Raw genomic sequence first — 18,382 nt, 5'->3', positions numbered from 1 at the left:
GTATGTCAAAGAAAATTATGGCAAAGAACGTCGTTGTCATCGGCACCCAATGGGGCGATGAAGGTAAAGGCAAGATCGTCGATTGGCTGACCGATCACGCCCAGGGTGTGGTGCGCTTCCAGGGCGGCCACAATGCTGGCCACACGCTGGTCATCGGCGGCGTCAAAACCGCGCTGCAGCTGATCCCGTCGGGCATTATGCGCCCGGGCGTGGCCTGCTACATCGGTAACGGTGTGGTGGTGTCGGTGCCGGACGTGCTGCGCGAAATCGACAAGCTTGAAGCTGTCGGCGTGGAAGTGGCGTCGCGCCTGAAAGTGTCGGACGCCGCACCCGTGATCCTGCCTTACCACACTGCCATCGACCTGGCTCGTGAAGCGGCCCGTGGCGCAAACAAGATCGGTACCACCGGCAAGGGCATCGGCCCGGCCTACGAAGACAAGGTGGCGCGTCGCGCCATTCGCGTGGCCGACCTGCTTAACGAACAGCGCTTTGCCGAAAAACTCGGTGAAAACCTGGACTACCATAACTTCGTGCTCGAGCACTATCTGAAGGCACCGCGCATCGACTACCAGAAGACCCTCGACGACGCGCTGGCCTATGTGCCACGCCTGCGTCCGATGGTCACCGACGTATCGAGCGCACTGTACGCCGCCCATAAAGCCGGCGCCAACCTGCTGTTCGAAGGCGCGCAAGGCTCGCTGCTCGACGTCGACCACGGCACCTATCCGTTCGTCACTTCGTCGAACTGCGTGGCCGGCAATGCCGCCGCCGGTTCGGGCGTCGGTCCTGGCATGCTGCACTACATCATGGGCATCACCAAGGCCTACACCACCCGCGTCGGTTCCGGCCCGTTCCCTTCGGAACTGCCAACCGATGCTGGCGTCGGCCACCATCTGGCGCAAGTGGGCCACGAATTTGGCACCGTGACGGGCCGCGCCCGCCGCTGCGGCTGGTTCGACGCTGCCCTGCTGCGTCGTTCGGTACAGATCAACGGCGTATCGGGCATGTGCCTGACCAAGCTGGACGTACTGGACGGTATCCAGACGCTGAAACTGTGCACCGGCTACACCATCGATGGCGTGGCCGTCGATATCTTCCCGTCGGGCGCCGAAGAAGCAGCGCGCTGCATCCCGGTCTACGAAGAAATGCCAGGCTGGACCGAAAGCACGGTCGGCAAGAAATCGCTGGCCGAACTGCCAGCGACGGCGCGCGCTTATATCAAGCGCATCGAAGAGCTGGTCGGCGTGCCGGTCGACATGGTTTCGACCGGTCCGGACCGCGAAGAGACGATCGTCCTGCGCCATCCGTTCGAATAAACCTGCTGGACACAATCCGCCGCAAGGCGGATTTTTTCAATCAAGCTATCAGTATCACTTTCAAGAACAAGACTATGACTACGCCACAATCGAACGACCAGCACCTGTGGGTGAACTGGGAAGAATACCACCGCCTGATCGAGCGCCTGGCGCTCAAAGTCCATGAGTCGGGCTGGAAATTTGACCAGGTGCTGTGCCTGGCGCGCGGCGGCGTGCGCCCGGGCGACGTGTTCTCGCGCATTTTTGACCTGCCACTGGCGATCCTGTCGACCAGCTCGTACCGCGAAGACAAGGGCACCACCCAGGGCGACCTCGATATCGCCAAATACATGACCATGACCAAGGGCCCGCTGGCCGGCCGCATCCTGCTGGTCGACGACCTGGCCGATTCGGGCGTCACGCTCGACAAGGTCACGCGTCACCTGAAGGACAACTTCCCTGGCGTGACCGAAGTCAAATCGGCCGTGATCTGGCTCAAGGGCTGCTCGGTGGTGCGTCCTGACTATTACATCGAAGAGCTGCCACACAACCCGTGGATCCACCAGCCGTTCGAAGAATACGACGGCCTGCGCCCGCACCAGCTGGCCGCCTGGATCAAGAAAGGCGAAGCCGGCAAGTAATTTGCCCTTTCGTGCACCTTCGTGCAGCAGAAAAAAAGACGATCCTGTATCGTCTTTTTTTTTCGCCCAAGCGCACCGCGCAGTAGCGGCCGCTTCGCAACGATTGTCGCCTAGTCCAGGTTTGCCAGGTAGCGCAGTCCGGTGATGCTGGGGAAGAAGCAATACACGCCGCCACGCGTGATGACGCTGCGCGAGAAATGCTGCAGCTTCTTGTTGCCGCTGCCTTTGGGGCCCGTGCCGGGCAAGGTAAAGGAACTGGTGGCCGGGTCGTTGACTCCCAGGAAGATGTCCTGGCCGCTGATATTGAGCGTGGCATTGCCCGCCGAGGGGCCTGCCGGGCCGACCGCCGATTTGACGAAAGTATCGTCATCGTTCCATTGCTGCATCAGAAATTCGAATTGATTGCGCAGGTTGGCATTGATGAAATAGCCGACCAGGCCGCGTTGCTCCGCAATGGGTTGGTTTGCATCATATTCGCTGCCATAGGGCATGGCGCGCCGCACGATGCGATGGTGGCGCGCCGAGGTGCCCACCACTGCCTCGTCGCGCGGATTGTTGCGCCGGATATGCGAGCCGATCGGACATTTCAGGCCCAGCGTGTCGTCCAGTTCCGGCTGTGCGTCGACATAGTGAAAGTGGTTCAGGCTGGCGTCCGGCAGTACCGGGCCGGCTTCGTCAGGCCGCAGTACCAGCGGATTGCCATTGCGCCAGCGCCCGCACATCTTGGCGGCCACCATTTCGGTGCTGAGCCCGGAGCTGGCCGCAGCCTCGCTCAGAATGGTGTCGAACAGGGCGACGTCCTGCTCCAGGATGCGGAAGGCGGCATAGCTGCCATTGGTGGACAGCTGTGCCGGCTGTACCTGGTAAGTGCCGCCGTTTTCATTCGGATAGCCGAGCAGGAATTCGCCCGTCTTGACGCTGTTGAGCGGGTCGGGTTCGGCCAGCGGTTCGTGCTTGCGTGGTGGAGCGCCTTCGACGTCGGGCTGGGCGATGTTGTCGCGGTAGCCGAAGTGCACGCGGTTGCCCGGCAGGGCCACGCTGTCGTGTGCATACAGTTCATGCCAGCCATCGGCGAAGGCGCGCCGCAGCGTGACCGAAGTCGACTCCAGCACCTCGCTCGATTCGCTGACCCACAGGCTCAGCAGTGCGTGCACCTGGCCAGCTTCGGTGGCCGCTCCCAGGTTGCCCAGCCAGTGCTCGGGGGCGCTGGTGCCGATGTCGCCCACCGCCGCAACGCTGGCCGGATCGGCCGCGCCACGCTGGAACGCCTGGTCAAAGGTGGCCAGGTCGGCCGCCGCCACGCCCAGCGCAGACAGGCCGGGTGCAGTAAAACTGAGGTTCAGGAAGCAGGGCGGCTTCGGATAGATATGGCGCGCGGTGGTAATGGGCGGCAGTGCGCCGCTGCCGTCAAGCAGGGCCGTGATGGTAAGCCGGGCCTGCGCGGCGTCGGTAATGCTGAAGATGAAATGGCGCGCCAGGTTGACGCGGTAGCCGCGCAGGATCGTGCCTTGCACGTCGTCGTAATCGATGGTGACATCTGCCATGCTGTCTCTCCGGGGGACTGGGGCAAGGTAGCGGGGCCGCTTGCGCTGCCCCGGCGTGGCAATCGGTTCAGCTCAAGGCGAGGATTTGCTGGACTGTCTGCGTATAGGCGCTGTAGAGGCCGGTATTGGGCAAGTGCTGCGCGGCGTCGTTGGCGGTAATGAAGGCTTCAAACGCACTGACATGGTCGGCAACGGGAATCACTGCCTTGCCGCCGACGACAAACTGTAGCAGCGCGTCAAACACCACGCCCAGTCGCGCCACGAAATCTTCGATATAGCTGTTGAAGTCACCGTCATATTCAGTGATCACGCCGATAATCAAGGTGTCGGAGGGGCCAGTGGCGCCGGCCTTGGGCAGCAGATTGGGCTGGGCACGGTCGAGCAGCGTAAAGCGGGCAAAGTGCACGGTACCGATACCGGTCAGTGCCTCACTGATTTTCGGTTGATACTCCTGCAGCGTCGCAGCAATGTTCATCGGATCGGTGCCAGGGAGTACCGGCATCATTAAGCACAGCGGATTGGCCATGAATGGCTCCTCATACGTGGTAGTCGGGAAGACCGACACTACGCGGTGCCACCAGCGGCGTCAAAAGCTATATTTTTGCACTTATTGCCAAGTTAATACAATTGTCGGATGATAATTGATATGAAATATGATTTCATATCGATAGTTACTTATACTGGCCGCCACGGCCCTGCGCTGTGGCGCGTGGCGGCTGCAGGATGTTTTCAAAAATACAAGTGACGGGCTGCGCCGCGACCTTTGTCCAAACCAGATTGCCCTTTTTTACCTGGCTGAATTGACCATGACCATACTGACTACACAGCGGCTGCGGCTGGAGCCGATTACCGAAGCGCACTACGAGCGCATGCGTGAGCTCAATACCGATCCGGAAGTAATGACCTATCTGAACGGTGGCCAGCCAGAGACCGAGGATGTTACGCGCGCCGCCCTGAAACGCATTACTACGCGCTGGGCCGAGTGGGGTTATTCGTGGTGGATACTGCTGGACCGCCACGACGGCCGGATGATCGGCATGGCCTGCCTGCAGCATCTCGATGGCGACCGCAGCAAACCCCATGAAATCGGCTGGCGCCTGGCGCGCGCCGGCTGGGGCCAGGGCTATGCCAGCGAAGCGGCGCAGGCGATTGTCGCGCATGCGTTCGGCGTGGTCGGCGCCCCCGAGGTCATTGCCGTGGCCGACCCGGCCAATGCCGCCTCGATCAAGGTCATGACGCGCCTGGGCATGCAGTATGCAGGCCAGGAGCGGCACTACGATATGGACTGCGTGGTGTACCGGCTGGCACGGCCATGAGTACGCCTGCCAAGCCGCTCAATCTGGGCTGTGCCTACGGCGTGGCGTTTTCAGCCAATGGCGCCACCTTGCTGGTGCTGGGCCGCGATCTGGTGGCGTGGGACGTCGCCACGCGCCAGAAGCGCTGGCGCGGCAAGTTCATTGCCCACTGCTCGAACATGGCCTTGTCGCCCGATGGCAGCCGCGTCGCCATCAAGAGCACCACCGGACAGATGGCGGTGGTGGACGTGACCAGCGGCGAGCTGCTCGTCAACTTCCAGAATAAAAAAGACGGTGAAGGCTGCGCCCCGGCCTGGTCACCGTGCGGTCAGTATCTGGCCGATGGCGGCTGGAATGGCCGCCTGCAGGTGCGCGAGGCTGCCACCGGCAAGGTGGTATTCATGCACGAGCATGCAGGCGAGATGCTGCGCGGCTTGCAGACGCTGGGCGCAGGCCAGCTGCTGCTGCAGCATGGCGTGAAGACGGTCGAAGAAGGGCAGGCGCAGCCGCCTGACTACTGCACGCTATGGCAATGGCCTTTGCAGGCCGGTGGCGCACGGCGCGTACTGGAACTGCCGAAGTTGAATTCGTTGATGGCGACACCCGACGGCACGCTGCTGGCCACCTTGCACTACGGGGATGGCGCCCAGCGTTTGTCGATATATTCAGTTGCCGACGGCCTGCTGTTGGACACTCGCGTGGTGCCGCCGGGCGGTGGCACCGGCAATACGCTACGCTGGCTACCGGACGCCAGCGCGGTGGTGCGTATCGGCAAGGGACAGCTGGAATGCTATGGCTGGCCAGGCCTGGAAGAGCGCGGCGCGCTGCCGTTTGTCTACCCGTGCGCGCTCGATTTTTTGCCTGGCAGCGATCTGGCCGCAATCGGATCGTGGGAGAAGGGCAGTTTGCAGGCGCTGCGTTTTAGGACGGGCAAGAGCGCGTAGGTCGGATTAGCCGCGTAGCGGCGTAATCCGACAATACAGCTGATGTCAACAATGTTGTCGGATTACGGCCCGAAGGGCCTAATCCGACCTACGTTACTCTTCCTGAAACTCGGTTGCCGAAGCAAACAAATCCCACGACGCAATAAACAGCGCTGCCACCACCGGGCCGATCACGAAGCCGTGCAGGCCCAGCAGCGCCATGCCGCCGATGGTCGACAGCAGCACCACATAGTCGGGCATCTTGGTGTCTTTGCCGACCAGAATCGGGCGCAGCACATTGTCGACCAGGCCGATCACCAGCACGCCATAGGCGGCCAGTCCCGCGCCTTGCCAGATGGCGCCGGTGCTGAGGAAATACACGGCCACCGGCCCCCACACCAGCGCCGCGCCAACGGCCGGCAGCAGCGACAGGAAGGCCATCAGCACGGCCCACAGCAGCGGCGCCGGAATATCAAGATACCAGAACGCCAGCCCACCCAGCGCGCCTTGCGCAATCGCCACCAGGATATTGCCCTTGACGGTGGCGCGGATCACGGTGGTGAAGTTGTTGAACAGGCGCTGCTTGTACTTGCGGCTCAGCGGAATGGACGCACGGATGCGCGCCGACAGCGCTGCGCCATCGCGAAACAGGAAGAACAGCAGATACAGCATGATGCACAGGCTGGTCAGAAATTCAAACGTGTACATGCCCACATTGATGGCCTTGACGGCCACCACCTGACTGACCTGCGAGGCGCCGGCCGTCAGTTTGTCCTGCAGGCTGGCCAGCGTGGTCAGGTCGAAACGGTCGAGCAGATTGACCAGCCACTGCGGCAGCACCGACATGATCTTGCTGAAAAACGTGGCCACTGAAAACTGCCCCGAACGTACCATTTCCACCACGCCAGCCGCCTGGTTGACCAGCGAGGCGGAGATCAGCGACAGCGGCAGGATCACCATCACGATAATGAGCAACAGCGTCAGCATCGCCGCCAGCGTCGCGCGCCCCTTGCTCTTGGCCAGCAACCAGCGGTACACCGGTGCAAACAGGATCGCCAGCACCAGCCCCCAGAAAATGGCGCCGGCATAGGGCGCCAGTATCCAGCCAAAGCCAATGGTAACGAGCGCCAGCAGCAGCAAAAACACTTTCTGGTGCAGCGTGAGTTGTTGCATGATCATAATAGTTTGCCAAGTAGTGGGGTTGCCTCATCATAAAGCACAGGGCTGGCTTGTCGCCACACAAATGTCGCGCCTGTGGCGCCGCGGTAAATCCGTTAAGCTTGCCCCTGCGGCGCTTGCCCCGAGCGCCATCCACACCACATGAACAGATGACAGACGACCTTCATTTTTATGAGCCAGGCCACGGCCACGGCCTGCCGCACGACCCGTTCAACGCGATTGTCGGGCCGCGCCCGATCGGCTGGATCGCCTCGCGCAGCAGCGCCGGCGTGCTGAACCTGGCGCCGTACAGCTTTTTCAATGCCTTCAACTATACGCCGCCGCTGGTCGGTTTTTCCAGCATCGGGCGCAAGGATACGCTGCGCAATATCGAACAGACCGGCGAATTCGTGTGGAACCTGGCCACGCGGCCGCTGGCCGAGGCGATGAATGCCAGCTGCGTGGCGGCGCCGCCCGAGGTCGATGAATTTGCGCTGGCCGGGCTGACCCCGGCCGCGTCGCGCGTGGTGAGCGTGCCGCGCGTGGCGCAAAGCCCGGTGTCGTTCGAGTGTCGCAGCACGCAGATCATCGAGCTGCAGGGGCTGGACGGCAATGGCGTGGGCAGCTGGCTGGTGCTGGGCGAAGTGGTGGGGGTGCATATTGCCCGCCATCTGCTCAAAGACGGCGTGTACGACACGGCCGCTGCCGCGCCGATACTGCGGGCAGGCGGCCCGGCCGATTATTTTGAAATCACCGCAGACCGCCTGTTCAAGATGCGCCGCCCGGCCTGGCCGTAAGCGGCGCCTGCTGCCGGACGTCAGTTGGGCCAGGCAGCGTCGGTCCAGTCGCGCCAGACTTTCAGGCGTGCCGGATCGGCGCCCAGCTGGGCCGCTTTCCACAGTCCGTATTGCTCGACCTGCTCGGTGGTGCTCTGGTACAGCGCGTTCGAGTTCATGAAGCGTGAACCGTCGGCGCGCACACCCAGCGGCTTGCGGGCAACATCGAGGCAGTAGCGAAAGCCGGCCACGTCTTCAGGCTCGCCGAGCATGGTATTGGCAGGGTCGCAGCGGCGCCAGTTGGCAATCGGCTGGTTCACGTAGAGCGAGTTGAACATCAATATCGAGCCATTGATGACCTTTAGATACATGCCGTCGGCCACCTCGTCAAGAAAGTGAAAGCGCGTGCGACCGACACCATCGCGGTTCGAATTGTCGAGGTAGTTGGTGGTGCTCAAGTGCTTGAGTACCTGGCCCCGCCCGTAGCGTCCGGCATTGGCGACCAGGTCGGGCTGGTTGGGATCGTACAGCACGATATCGTTGTTGACGTACTGCGCCGACTTGATGCGCGCCTGCAGCAGGCGCACGAAATGGGCGCTTTGCGCGGCACGCGCCGCTGGCGTGGCGTCGCCGACTTTCTGTGCGATATAGTCGTCGAAGGCGGTCAGGTATGGCCAGTCCATCGGGAAATTGACCCAGTTGCTCTGGCCGCCAGGATTGACGCTCATCTGCAACTGATACCACTGGTTGCTGCGGTAATAGGAGCCCACGATATTGTCGGTTTCCCACGCCGTGACCCATTCGCGCGTGACATGGCCGTCGGCCTGGCGGTCTTCCTGGTAGACCATGTGCGGCGCCAGGAAAAACAGGCTGACCGAGTTGAATGGCCAGCCATGCGCTTCGCCGCGACCCTTCCAGGCGCCGGTGGTCTTGTCCTTGTCGCCGATAAACCATTGCTGGTTGCCTTCAAGCGAAAAGTCCTGTGCCATTTCCCATTGTTTGACGCTGTTCCAGTGCAGCATGCTGGCCACGGCGCGTTCGATAAAGGCATTGGTGCTGAACGCGTTCGGCTTGCCCCAGGCATCGGTGGTCGTGCTGGCCGCCAGTTGCTTGAGGTTCGCTCCGCCCACCTGCGCGCCGGTCTGGCCGCTGCCGGCGATATGGTTGCCGCGCCCGCCACCCAGGTAGTTATAGCCTTCCCATCCGGCGATATAAAACATCTCCATGATCTGTGCGCGCTGGTCTGGCGTCAGGTGGCTCCAGTCAGCCATATTGCCGTTCGGATTGCGGTGTGCGGTCAGCCAGCTGATCAGTTCCTTGTATTTGCCGTTCGGATTCTTGGTGCCGCCCTGGCCAGGAAACGCCGCGCCGTTGGTGAATCCGGAGCCATCGGCACTGGTGGGCCAGACGTCAAGCGGGTGGATGGTTGGCAGCCAGGCGTTCCAGTCGGGGAACTGCAGAGGCACCGGAATTTCCCGTGCATTCATGGTGGCGCCGGCATTCATGACGGCGTCGACATCGTTTTGCGAGATGGACAATGGCTGTTTGACATCGCGTCCAAACAGCGCTTTCAGGGCATCGGCAGGAGAACTGAGCACGGCTTCCAGGCCGGCGCCGGCCGACCAGGCGGTAGCGCAATCGTCCGCGTGGCAATCGAGGCCCGGGCCGGGCTGGTAGGGCGGATTCCATGGGCGTGCTTTTGCCACATACGGCACCTGGTCGAGCGAGGTGCGCAGGAACGCGGCAACCTGGCGGCCCTGCGTGTCGCTCAGGCCGTGAAAGCGGCTGCGCTGCACGATGGCGTTATTGGAATAATTAAAGTACTGCAGGTCGCGCCCGTTTTCGGCATGGCAGGAGGCGCACGCCGCCTGCAGCTTGCGCGTGACGATGGACGACTTGTCGAGCACGCCATGGCCGTACCACAGGGCCTTGCCGGCAGCCACATCGGTGTCGCTGGCGCTGGCGCCGCGCTCGCTTTGCGGGTCGAAGCGCACAATATTGTTGTTGCCAACGTCTTCGGCGGCGCTGTTTTGCAGTTGCAGGTCCAGCACACGGTAGCCGTTCGACTCGCCATCGGTGCCGTTGAAGCGGAACTGCACGCGATTGCGCGCAGGCAAAGCCACCAGACGCGCGCGCGTGGCCGCATCAAGGGCAATCGTGACGCGCGTGGTGTACAGGCCGCCATTGATGCCGCCGTGCAGGCGTTCGTCGTCGGCCAGCGTGACGTTGGCATCGGTGATGTCGATCCACGGCACGTTGGCTTCATCGGCGCTGCCGACGCCGCCAAGTATGCGCACACTGGCCTTGATCCTCACGGGCAGGTCGGTAACTGCCTCGTACTCGGGCGCACCGTAGAAGCCGCAGCGGTGGCACTGGAACCACAGCTTGCTGACGCTGCCCAGCTTGCCCGCTTCCACGCCCAGGCCGGCATCGACAATCACCGGTGCACGCGGCGAACCACTGCCCAGCACTTCGAGCGGCAGCATCAAGACGCCCGTGTCTGCGGCAGCGGCGTTGCTGCTGAGCGATTGCGGCGCATAACTGGCGGCCGCGGCCGGGGCGTCGCTGCCGCCACCGCCACAGGCTGTGAGGATGGCTGCACTGGCAAGCGCCGCCATCATCTTCAATCGTTCCCTGTATTGTGTTATTTTCATGATTCCTCTCTGTTTAAACGGCGTTGTTGACAGAACCTGGCTCGAAGTGCCTCAACGCATCATCATTCCAGTTCAATTTATTTCCATATGGAAATAGTCGACCTGTCAATGTTACCAGCGGCGTGTATCGTGCCACCCTGCCAAAGGTTGGGGAATGTGTCGTGAAGGTTGCTGATTGGCGTATCATCGGTAACAAATCAAGCCACAGCTGGTTTGCCCACCAGGTCAGGAGAGTTCATGCCCCGTTTCGCTGCCAATCTCAGCATGCTGTTTACCGAGCTGCCTTTCGCGCAGCGTTTTGCCGCTGCGGCTGCGGCCGGTTTCGAGGGCGTCGAGTTTTTGTTTCCGTATGAGCATGCGCCGCACGACGTTGCCGGCTGGCTCCAGGAAAACAAGCTGGTCAACGTGCTGTTCAATCTGCCGCCAGGCAACTGGGCAAGCGGCGAGCGCGGCATGGCCGCTTTGCCGGGGCGCGAGGCCGAGTTTCGCGAAGGCGTGGCGCGCGCCATCGACTATGCGCTGGCGCTGGGCACCCCGCGCCTGCATATGATGGCCGGCCTGCTGCCCGCTGGCGCCGATCCGGCCCTGCACCGCGCGACGTATCTGGCCAACCTGCGCTTTGCCGCGCAGGCGCTGGGGCAGCACGGACTCGAGCTGATGATCGAGCCGATCAACCCGCGCGATATGCCCGGCTATTTCCTGTTGACCCAGCAGCAGGCCCATGCGCTGCGCATCGAATGTGGCGAGTCGAATGTGAAAGTGCAGATGGATTTTTACCATGCACAGATCGTTGAGGGCGACCTGGCCAGCACATTCAAACAGCATCTGGCCGGTATCGGCCATGTGCAGATTGCCGGCGTGCCGGGCCGCCATGAGCCCGATACCGGCGAGATCAACTACCCGTATCTGTTTGGCCTGCTCGATGAGCTTGGCTATAACGGCTGGGTGGGCTGCGAATATCGTCCGCGCGCGGACACTGTCTCGGGGCTGGGCTGGTTTGCGCCGTACCGTGCGCTCAGCCAGGCTGCTGTAAGTGGCGGTATGCCAGCGGGGTTTGCCCGACCAGATCGGTAAAGTGCCGGCCAGACGGCATGCTCAGCAGCGTGTCGGTGCCGCCGCCCCCTGCGGGTCAACAATGCCCATGGGTGCCTGTGCTGGCGCATGCAACAGATTATTGCTATTGTCGGGTTTATCCAATGCTGGTCTTTCATGACACGCTAAGCTGGGTTTCACTTCATCACGGGAGCCGCAATGCAGTTGAGAAAAGTCCATGGCCTGGCGCATCTGTTGCTTGCCATTTGCACTCTGTCGATGGCGGCAGTGTCCGCCGCACCCCTATCACCAGGAGATCATCGCATGAGCACACACGTTTCGGGAAGTTTCAGCGTTACCATGACACCGCTGCAGGAGCCGCAGCGCACCGGCCGCAGCACGCTGGGCCGCATGGGCCTGGACAAGGTCTACAGCGGTGAGCTGGCAGCGCAGGGCAAAGGTGAAATGCTGAGCGCCATGACCGACACCAAAGGCGCAGCTGGCTATGTTGCGATCGAGTCCATTACGGGCACCCTGCAAGGGCGCAAGGGCAGCTTTGTGGTGCAGCATAGCGGCACCATGGGCGATGGCCAGCAGTCGCTGACGATCACCATCGTGCCGCATTCAGGTACGGATGAACTGGCGGGGATCAGCGGCAAGATGGCGATTCGCATCGAGAACGGCCAGCATTTTTACGACCTCAATTACGCCTTGTCCGAACCCCGATAAGATTCGTGGCGACAGCATAAGCGGGGGGAGCGGATCAACTGGAAATTGACTGAGGGGTAATTGTGATGATGCAATGGGTAATGGGCATGCTGGTCCTGATGCTGAGCTTGCCGGCAGGTGCCGCTGGCGAACAGGAGGTCACGCTGGCAGTAGAGGGCGGTGTGCTGCATGGCACCTTGTCGCTGCCAGCAGGTGATGGCAAGGTGCCGGTGGTACTGCTGCATGCCGGTTCCGGTCCCACCGACCGCAATGGCAACAGCGCCATGCTGCCCGGCCGTAATGATGCGCTGCGCATGCTGGCCGATGCGCTGGCGCGCAATGGCATCGCGACATTGCGCTATGACAAGCGCGGCATCGGCGCCAGTGCGCCGGCGGGACTGCGCGAGGCTGATCTGCGCCTGGACCACTATATCGACGACGCCACGGCCTGGCTGCGCCAGTTGCGCGCCGATCCGCGCTTTTCACGCGTGCTGATGGCCGGCCATAGCGAAGGCGCGCTGATCGCGGCGGTGGCTTGCCAGAGAGCGCCGGCAGACGCCTGCATCTCGATTGCCGGAGCGGGCAGTTCGCTCGATGAGATCTTGCGCGTGCAATTGAAGCCACGCCTGCCGCCTGAACTGTATCAGCAGAATGAACATATCCTGCAGTCCCTTGCCAGAGGCGAATTGGTGGCGGACGTGCCTGCGGCCCTGCTGGCGCTGTACCGGCCATCGGTGCAGCCGTATCTGATCTCGTCGCTCAAGTACCCGCCGCGCGCAGCGGTGGCGGCCTTGTCGATGCCGCTCCTGATCGTGCAGGGCAGCACCGATCTGCAGGTATCGGTGGACGACGCCCGGGCGCTGGCCGCCGCCGCGCCAAAGGCAAAACTGGTAATCGTGCCAGGCATGAACCATGTGCTCAAGCTGGTCAGTGGCGAGCTGGCGCAGCAGATGCCCTCGTATGCGAATCCTGATCTGCCGCTGGCGCCTGGACTGGTCGATGCCGTAACGGCGTTTGTTCAGGGGCCTTGAACAGGGGGCATGAAAAAAGCCGCGTCGGCTGGCTGCCGCGCGGCTTTTTTAGGTTGCAAGCGGTTGCCGTGAGGCCTACTTGCCCAGTATCGATACCACATTGTCGCTGCCCGGCGCGCCGAACAGCTGCTGCTTGAGGATATGCAACTGGTCGCGCACCTGCGCGGCCTTTTCGAATTCCAGGTTCTTGGCGTGGTCGACCATGAGTTTTTCCAGGCGCTTGATTTCCTTGCTGACCTGTTTCTCGCTCATCGACTCGAACTTGGCCGCTTCCTGCGCCACCTGCAGCGTTTCGCGTGCCTCCTGCGGGCTGTAGACGCCGTCGATCATCTCGCGGATGGTTTTCTTCACGCCGATCGGCACGATATTGTTGGCCGTGTTGAAGGCGATCTGCTTGGCGCGGCGGCGCTCGGTTTCATCGATGGCGCGGCGCATCGAGTCGGTGATATTGTCGCCGTACAGGATGGCTGTGCCATTGAGGTTACGCGCGGCGCGGCCGATGGTCTGGATCAGGCTGCGTTCCGAACGCAAAAAGCCTTCCTTGTCGGCGTCGAGGATGGCCACCAGTGATACCTCGGGCAAGTCCAGGCCCTCGCGCAGCAGGTTGATGCCGACCAGTACGTCAAACGTGCCCAGGCGCAGGTCGCGCAGGATTTCCACCCGTTCCACCGTTTCGATATCGCTGTGCAGGTAGCGCACCTTGATGCCATGGTCGCCCAGGTATTCGGTCAGCTGCTCGGACATGCGCTTGGTCAGCGTGGTCACCAGCACCCGCTCATCCTTCTTGATGCGATCGACGATTTCCGACATCAGGTCGTCGACTTGCGTGCGCGCCGGGCGCACGATGATCTGCGGGTCAACCAGGCCGGTCGGGCGCACCACCTGTTCCACCACCTGGTCCGAATGCTGCTTTTCATACTCGGCCGGCGTGGCCGAAACGAAGATCGTCTGGCGCATCTTCTGCTCGAATTCCTCGAATTTCAAGGGGCGGTTATCCAACGCCGATGGCAGCCGGAAGCCGTAGTCGACCAGATTGGTCTTGCGCGAACGGTCGCCGTTGTACATGGCGCTCAACTGGCCCGTCAGCACGTGCGATTCGTCGAGGAACATCAGCGCGTCGGGCGGCAGGTAGTCGACCAGGGTCGGCGGCGGCTGGCCGGGCAGGGCGCCGGACAGGTGGCGCGAGTAGTTCTCGATGCCCTTGGTAAAGCCGATCTCGGCCATCATTTCCAGATCGAAACGCGTGCGTTGTTCCAGGCGCTGCTCTTCGATCAGCTTGTTTTCCTTGCGGAAAAATTCCAGCCGGTCGCGCAGCTCTTCCTTGATGGTTTCCACTGCGCGCAGCACGGTCGAGCGTGGCGTCACGTAGTGCGAACCCGGATAGACCGTAAAGCGCGGAATCTTCTGGCGCACGCGCCCGGTCAGCGGGTCGAACAGCTGGATCGACTCGATCTCGTCGTCAAACATTTCCAGGCGCACCGCCAGTTCGGCGTGTTCGGCCGGGAAGATGTCGATGGTGTCGCCGCGCACGCGGAAGGTGCCGCGGCCAAAGTCGACTTCGTTGCGCGTGTACTGCATCTGGATCAGGCGCGCGATCACGTCGCGCTGGCTGACCTTGTCCTTGACGCGCAGCGTCAGGATCATCTGGTGGTATTCGTTCGGGTTACCGATACCGTAAATCGCCGACACGGTAGCGACGATCACCACATCGCGCCGCTCCATCAGCGACTTGGTGCACGACAGGCGCATCTGCTCGATATGTTCGTTGATCGAGGAGTCTTTCTCGATAAACAGGTCGCGCTGCGGCACATAGGCTTCAGGCTGGTAGTAATCGTAGTAGCTGACGAAGTATTCGACCGCATTTTGCGGAAAAAATTCACGGAACTCGCTGTACAGCTGCGCGGCCAGCGTCTTGTTGGGCGCAAAAATGATGGCCGGGCGGCCCATGCGCGCAATCACATTGGCCATGGTGTAGGTCTTGCCCGAGCCGGTTACGCCGAGCAGGGTCTGGAAGGCCAGGCCGTCGGATACGCCTTCGCACAGCTGGGTAATTGCGGTGGGCTGATCGCCGGCTGGCAAGAAGGGTTGATGCAGCTTGAAAGGGGAGTCCGGGAAGGAGATAATTGTGTTTTCCGCCTCACCGGCGGTAGATAATTCGGACATGTGAATCAGACCTTTGCTAGAATAGTGCTCTGCTGGCGGCCCTGTCGCAGTATTCCAGGGGTGCCCTTCGCTGTGAACCTGCTTCCAAACGACTTCAATCTTATCATGACGAACCCAACTGTTTCTGCCAGTCTGTTTAGCGCCATCGAGATGGCACCACGCGACCCGATCCTGGGCATCACTGAAGCATTCAACGCGGATCAGAATCCTGCGAAGATCAATCTCGGTGTCGGTGTCTATTATGATGACAACGGCAAAGTGCCTCTGTTAGCTTGCGTACGCAAGGCCGAAGCTATCCTGATCGCACAGGAAGCGCCGCGTACCTATCTGCCGATCGAAGGTCTGGCTGCTTATGATAAAGCCGTGCAGGAACTGGTATTTGGGGCCGACAGTGCCGTAGTTCAAGAGCGCCGCGCCGTCACCGTGCAAGCGATTGGCGGCACCGGCGCGCTGAAAATCGGCGCCGACTTCCTGCAGCGCTTTGCGCCAGGCGCCCAGGTCTACATCAGCGACCCGAGCTGGGAAAACCACCGCGCGCTGTTTGAAAGCGCCGGCTTTGTCGTCAACAACTACACCTATTACGATCCAGCCACCCATGGCGTCAACTTCGACGGCATGCTCGCTGCACTGAACGCCATGCCTTCCGGCTCGGTGGTGGTGCTGCATGCGTGCTGCCACAACCCGACCGGCGCCGACCTGTCGACCCAGCAATGGGACGAGATCATCAAGGTGGTCACGTCGCGTGGCCTGGTGCCGTTCCTGGACATGGCCTACCAGGGCTTTGCCAACGGTATCGCCGAAGACGGCGCCGTGGTGCGCCGCTTTGCCGACGCCGGCGGCCCGCTGCTGGTATCGAACTCGTTCTCGAAATCGTTCTCGCTGTACGGCGAGCGCGTCGGTGCCCTGAGCGTGGTGGCCTCTTCCGCCGAAGAAGCCGGCCGCCTGCTGTCGCAACTGAAACGCGTGGTGCGCACCAACTACTCGAACCCGCCGGTACACGGCAGCAAGGTGGTGGCTACTGTGCTGTCGACGCCGGAACTGCGCCAGCTGTGGGAAGAGGAACTGGCCGGCATGCGCGTGCGCATCCGCGAAATGCGCAATGCCTTCGTGGAAAAACTCAAGCAAAAAGCGCCAGGCCACGACTTTGAATTCGTGCGCCAGCAGATCGGCATGTTCTCGTACTCGGGTCTGACCAAGGAGCAAGTCGCTTCGCTGCGCGAGCAATCGATCTACGCCGTCGATACCGGCCGTATCTGCGTGGCAGCATTGAATTCGCGCAATATCGACACGGTGATTGACGCCATCGCCAAAGTCCTTTAAAATCTTTGCTTCGGGTTGCTTGAGAAAGTGGCCCGATGGCAGGTGTATGCGACCTCGACAGTATCTGCGATGTGTTGCAGAAATATTCGATACAGCATATAATATTGCCTCTTTTCCCTGATAGCTCAGTTGGTAGAGCGACGGACTGTTAATCCGCAGGTCCCTGGTTCGAGTCCAGGTCGGGGAGCCAGAATACGAAAAAAGCCCAGCCTTACGGTTGGGCTTTTTTTATGCATCTTTCCGATTTGATGCATACTGCGGTTTTTCTACCGTAGCCAGGCAAACTCCATGCGTACCATCAAGCAACTTCATGCCGCTTATCGCGACGATATCGGCGACCTCACCACACGCCGGCCCGTGCCCGGCCCAGGCCTCGATCGTATCGGTCCATTTTTGTTCCTTAATCATCACGGCCCGCAAGTGTATCGCCCTGGCAATAATGGCCTGCCATTCGGCCCGCATCCGCATCGCGGTTTTGAAACCGTCACCTTCATCCTCGACGGCGTGCTGGCGCACCACGATACCGGTGGCCATGAAAGTGTGATCGATGCCGGTGGCGTGCAATGGATGACAGCCGGTTCCGGGCTGATCCACGCGGAAGTGTCGCCGCCATCGTTCAAGCGCGACGGTGGCTCGCTGGAAATCCTGCAGCTGTGGCTGAACCTGCCGGCGCGCCTGAAAATGACGGCGCCGCGCTACTCGGGCGTGCAGAAGAACGATCTGGTGCGCGTGCCGCTGGCAGGCGGGCAGGGCGAGCTGGAACTGGTTGCCGGTGCATTCGAGGGGCAGCGTGGCCCGATCAGCTCGCTCACCGGCGCCTTTATGTCCGTGGTGCGCCTGGCCGCTGGCGCCAAAGCGGTATTGCCGGCGCCGGCTGCCCGTGCGGTGTTCCTGTATGTGGTCAAGGGTGATGTGCTGATCGCCGGCAAGCCGGTGGCGCAGTGGCATCTGGTCGAACTCAATGACGATGGTGATACGCTTGCCCTGGAAGCGCTGGGCGACTGCGTGCTATTGTTTGGCCACGCCGATGAGCTGAACGAGCCGGTGGTGGCGCACGGTCCGTTCGTGATGAATACCGCCGAAGAAATCCGCCAGGCTTTTGCCGACTACCAGGCTGGCGCATTCAACGGCACCGGCCCCCTGAAGGGCCTGGTCGACTGATAACGGACGAGGAGTGTGAGCATGACGGGTTTGCGACATATCGTATTGTGCGCTTTTCAAAGTGAAGCCACGCCAGAGACCATCAGCCTGCTGACGCGCGAGTTTGCGCAGCTCAAGCAATGCATTCCCGGCGTGCTGCATTTCGAGTGCGGCAGCAACGTCAGCCCGGAAGGGCTGGACGATGGCTTTACTCATTGCTTCGTGCTCACCTTTGACGATGCCGTCGCGCGTGACGTCTACCTGACGCACCCGGCCCACCTGGACTTTGTCGACCAGCTCAAGCCGTGGCTGGCCAGGGTGCAGGTGTTCGATTACTTCCCGCAGGAAAACCCGAGCTGACCGCTTTTGCGCCTGCGCGCTCGCGCGGAAGATAAAATTTTTCCCGTGAGAATCTGGACAAGTACATAAGCGCCCTATACAATGCGGCCTCTTTTCCCTGATAGCTCAGTTGGTAGAGCGACGGACTGTTAATCCGCAGGTCCCTGGTTCGAGTCCAGGTCGGGGAGCCAGAACAAGCGAGATGTTATCGCACCACCAGGCAGCGTGATCGAACGCAGCCTGTTGACGCAAGAGTTGTACCTTTCCCTGATAGCTCAGTTGGTAGAGCGACGGACTGTTAATCCGCAGGTCCCTGGTTCGAGTCCAGGTCGGGGAGCCAGAACATGCAGTATCGAAAAGCCC

The 18,382-nt window shown here is 61.6% G+C and carries 16 protein-coding genes and 3 tRNA genes; 14 read left to right on the top strand and 5 right to left on the bottom strand.

All coding sequences use genetic code 11. The annotated features are described in order from the left end of the window. The first annotated feature begins 2 nt into the window (after window positions 1-2). On the top strand, window positions 3-1,316 hold the full coding sequence (locus GCM43_RS13135; protein ID WP_152244930.1) for an adenylosuccinate synthase: 1,314 nt from the start codon (window positions 3-5) through the stop codon (window positions 1,314-1,316). 74 nt (window positions 1,317-1,390) lie between these two features. Next, window positions 1,391-1,936 carry a phosphoribosyltransferase gene (locus tag GCM43_RS13130; RefSeq protein ID WP_152244928.1) on the top strand — a complete coding sequence of 182 codons (546 nt, stop codon included), beginning with the start codon at window positions 1,391-1,393 and terminating at the stop codon, window positions 1,934-1,936. Between the two features lie 110 nt (window positions 1,937-2,046). Here GCM43_RS13130 and GCM43_RS13125 read toward each other — a convergent pair whose 3' ends face one another. Then, on the bottom strand, window positions 2,047-3,480 hold the full coding sequence (locus GCM43_RS13125) for a Dyp-type peroxidase (protein WP_152244926.1): 1,434 nt from the start codon (window positions 3,478-3,480) through the stop codon (window positions 2,047-2,049). Window positions 3,481-3,547: 67 nt separating this feature from the next. Beyond that, window positions 3,548-4,006 carry a hypothetical protein gene (locus GCM43_RS13120; RefSeq protein WP_152244924.1) on the bottom strand — a complete coding sequence of 153 codons (459 nt, stop codon included), beginning with the start codon at window positions 4,004-4,006 and terminating at the stop codon, window positions 3,548-3,550. A 280-nt stretch (window positions 4,007-4,286) separates the two neighbouring features. Here GCM43_RS13120 and GCM43_RS13115 point away from each other — a divergent pair, with 280 nt between their 5' ends. Beyond that, window positions 4,287-4,796, top strand: coding sequence for a GNAT family N-acetyltransferase (locus GCM43_RS13115; protein WP_152244922.1), 510 nt, complete (start codon window positions 4,287-4,289; stop codon window positions 4,794-4,796). After that, a complete protein-coding gene (locus GCM43_RS13110; protein WP_152244920.1) occupies window positions 4,793-5,719 on the top strand; it encodes a WD40 repeat domain-containing protein in 927 nt (308 codons plus the stop codon). The genes GCM43_RS13115 and GCM43_RS13110 overlap by 4 nt, the downstream gene beginning before the upstream one ends. A 93-nt stretch (window positions 5,720-5,812) precedes the next feature. Here GCM43_RS13110 and GCM43_RS13105 read toward each other — a convergent pair whose 3' ends face one another. Next, window positions 5,813-6,871, bottom strand: coding sequence for an AI-2E family transporter (locus GCM43_RS13105; RefSeq protein WP_152245218.1), 1,059 nt, complete (start codon window positions 6,869-6,871; stop codon window positions 5,813-5,815). A 155-nt stretch (window positions 6,872-7,026) separates the two neighbouring features. On the opposite strand from GCM43_RS13105, the gene GCM43_RS13100 reads away from it, so the two are divergent. Then, complete coding sequence (locus GCM43_RS13100) at window positions 7,027-7,653, top strand: flavin reductase family protein (protein ID WP_152244918.1); 627 nt, start codon at window positions 7,027-7,029, stop codon at window positions 7,651-7,653. A 20-nt stretch (window positions 7,654-7,673) separates the two neighbouring features. On the opposite strand, the gene GCM43_RS13095 is transcribed toward GCM43_RS13100, so the two are convergent. Next, the gene (locus tag GCM43_RS13095; protein WP_226929474.1) at window positions 7,674-10,286 is read right to left on the bottom strand and encodes a hypothetical protein; all 2,613 of its coding nucleotides are present in this window, start codon (window positions 10,284-10,286) and stop codon (window positions 7,674-7,676) included. A gap of 237 nt (window positions 10,287-10,523) precedes the next feature. Here GCM43_RS13095 and otnI point away from each other — a divergent pair, with 237 nt between their 5' ends. The 3 genes from otnI (at window position 10,524) to GCM43_RS13080 (ending at window position 13,057) form a co-directional block, all read left to right on the top strand. Continuing rightward, on the top strand, window positions 10,524-11,360 hold the full coding sequence (otnI, locus tag GCM43_RS13090) for a 2-oxo-tetronate isomerase (RefSeq protein WP_152244916.1): 837 nt from the start codon (window positions 10,524-10,526) through the stop codon (window positions 11,358-11,360). Window positions 11,361-11,642: 282 nt separating this feature from the next. Next, window positions 11,643-12,047, top strand: coding sequence for a DUF3224 domain-containing protein (locus tag GCM43_RS13085; RefSeq protein ID WP_152244914.1), 405 nt, complete (start codon window positions 11,643-11,645; stop codon window positions 12,045-12,047). 65 nt (window positions 12,048-12,112) lie between these two features. Continuing rightward, window positions 12,113-13,057 carry an alpha/beta hydrolase gene (locus GCM43_RS13080; protein ID WP_226929473.1) on the top strand — a complete coding sequence of 315 codons (945 nt, stop codon included), beginning with the start codon at window positions 12,113-12,115 and terminating at the stop codon, window positions 13,055-13,057. Between the two features lie 75 nt (window positions 13,058-13,132). On the opposite strand, the gene uvrB is transcribed toward GCM43_RS13080, so the two are convergent. Further along, the gene (gene uvrB, locus GCM43_RS13075; RefSeq protein WP_152244912.1) at window positions 13,133-15,220 is read right to left on the bottom strand and encodes an excinuclease ABC subunit UvrB; all 2,088 of its coding nucleotides are present in this window, start codon (window positions 15,218-15,220) and stop codon (window positions 13,133-13,135) included. Window positions 15,221-15,325: 105 nt separating this feature from the next. On the opposite strand from uvrB, the gene GCM43_RS13070 reads away from it, so the two are divergent. The 6 genes from GCM43_RS13070 (at window position 15,326) to GCM43_RS13045 (ending at window position 18,359) form a co-directional block, all read left to right on the top strand. Continuing rightward, on the top strand, window positions 15,326-16,540 hold the full coding sequence (locus GCM43_RS13070; RefSeq protein WP_193315613.1) for an amino acid aminotransferase: 1,215 nt from the start codon (window positions 15,326-15,328) through the stop codon (window positions 16,538-16,540). Window positions 16,541-16,654: 114 nt separating this feature from the next. Then, window positions 16,655-16,730: transfer RNA gene (locus GCM43_RS13065), tRNA-Asn, on the top strand. 98 nt (window positions 16,731-16,828) lie between these two features. Continuing rightward, window positions 16,829-17,701, top strand: a complete 873-nt coding sequence (locus GCM43_RS13060) for a pirin family protein (RefSeq protein ID WP_152244910.1) — start codon at window positions 16,829-16,831, stop codon at window positions 17,699-17,701. 21 nt (window positions 17,702-17,722) lie between these two features. Next, the gene (locus GCM43_RS13055) at window positions 17,723-18,040 is read left to right on the top strand and encodes a Dabb family protein (RefSeq protein ID WP_152244908.1); all 318 of its coding nucleotides are present in this window, start codon (window positions 17,723-17,725) and stop codon (window positions 18,038-18,040) included. A gap of 94 nt (window positions 18,041-18,134) precedes the next feature. Beyond that, window positions 18,135-18,210: transfer RNA gene (locus GCM43_RS13050), tRNA-Asn, on the top strand. A gap of 73 nt (window positions 18,211-18,283) precedes the next feature. Then, a tRNA-Asn gene (locus GCM43_RS13045) sits at window positions 18,284-18,359 on the top strand. Window positions 18,360-18,382 lie beyond the last annotated feature (23 nt).

It is taken from the genome of Janthinobacterium aquaticum, from assembly GCF_009208565.1.
Classification (GTDB): Bacteria; Pseudomonadota; Gammaproteobacteria; order Burkholderiales; family Burkholderiaceae_D; genus Janthinobacterium.
This window is presented reverse-complemented; position numbering and strand designations above follow the sequence as displayed.

Coding starts and splice junctions, on each gene's coding strand:
- GCM43_RS13135 (WP_152244930.1), top strand. CDS start 3: ATGTCAAAGAAAATTATGGCAAAGAACGTCGTTGTCATCGGCACCCAA.
- GCM43_RS13130 (WP_152244928.1), top strand. CDS start 1,391: ATGACTACGCCACAATCGAACGACCAGCACCTGTGGGTGAACTGGGAA.
- GCM43_RS13125 (WP_152244926.1), bottom strand. CDS start 3,480: ATGGCAGATGTCACCATCGATTACGACGACGTGCAAGGCACGATCCTG.
- GCM43_RS13120 (WP_152244924.1), bottom strand. CDS start 4,006: ATGGCCAATCCGCTGTGCTTAATGATGCCGGTACTCCCTGGCACCGAT.
- GCM43_RS13115 (WP_152244922.1), top strand. CDS start 4,287: ATGACCATACTGACTACACAGCGGCTGCGGCTGGAGCCGATTACCGAA.
- GCM43_RS13110 (WP_152244920.1), top strand. CDS start 4,793: ATGAGTACGCCTGCCAAGCCGCTCAATCTGGGCTGTGCCTACGGCGTG.
- GCM43_RS13105 (WP_152245218.1), bottom strand. CDS start 6,871: ATGCAACAACTCACGCTGCACCAGAAAGTGTTTTTGCTGCTGCTGGCG.
- GCM43_RS13100 (WP_152244918.1), top strand. CDS start 7,027: ATGACAGACGACCTTCATTTTTATGAGCCAGGCCACGGCCACGGCCTG.
- GCM43_RS13095 (WP_226929474.1), bottom strand. CDS start 10,286: ATGAAAATAACACAATACAGGGAACGATTGAAGATGATGGCGGCGCTT.
- otnI (WP_152244916.1), top strand. CDS start 10,524: ATGCCCCGTTTCGCTGCCAATCTCAGCATGCTGTTTACCGAGCTGCCT.
- GCM43_RS13085 (WP_152244914.1), top strand. CDS start 11,643: ATGAGCACACACGTTTCGGGAAGTTTCAGCGTTACCATGACACCGCTG.
- GCM43_RS13080 (WP_226929473.1), top strand. CDS start 12,113: ATGATGCAATGGGTAATGGGCATGCTGGTCCTGATGCTGAGCTTGCCG.
- uvrB (WP_152244912.1), bottom strand. CDS start 15,220: ATGTCCGAATTATCTACCGCCGGTGAGGCGGAAAACACAATTATCTCC.
- GCM43_RS13070 (WP_193315613.1), top strand. CDS start 15,326: ATGACGAACCCAACTGTTTCTGCCAGTCTGTTTAGCGCCATCGAGATG.
- GCM43_RS13060 (WP_152244910.1), top strand. CDS start 16,829: ATGCGTACCATCAAGCAACTTCATGCCGCTTATCGCGACGATATCGGC.
- GCM43_RS13055 (WP_152244908.1), top strand. CDS start 17,723: ATGACGGGTTTGCGACATATCGTATTGTGCGCTTTTCAAAGTGAAGCC.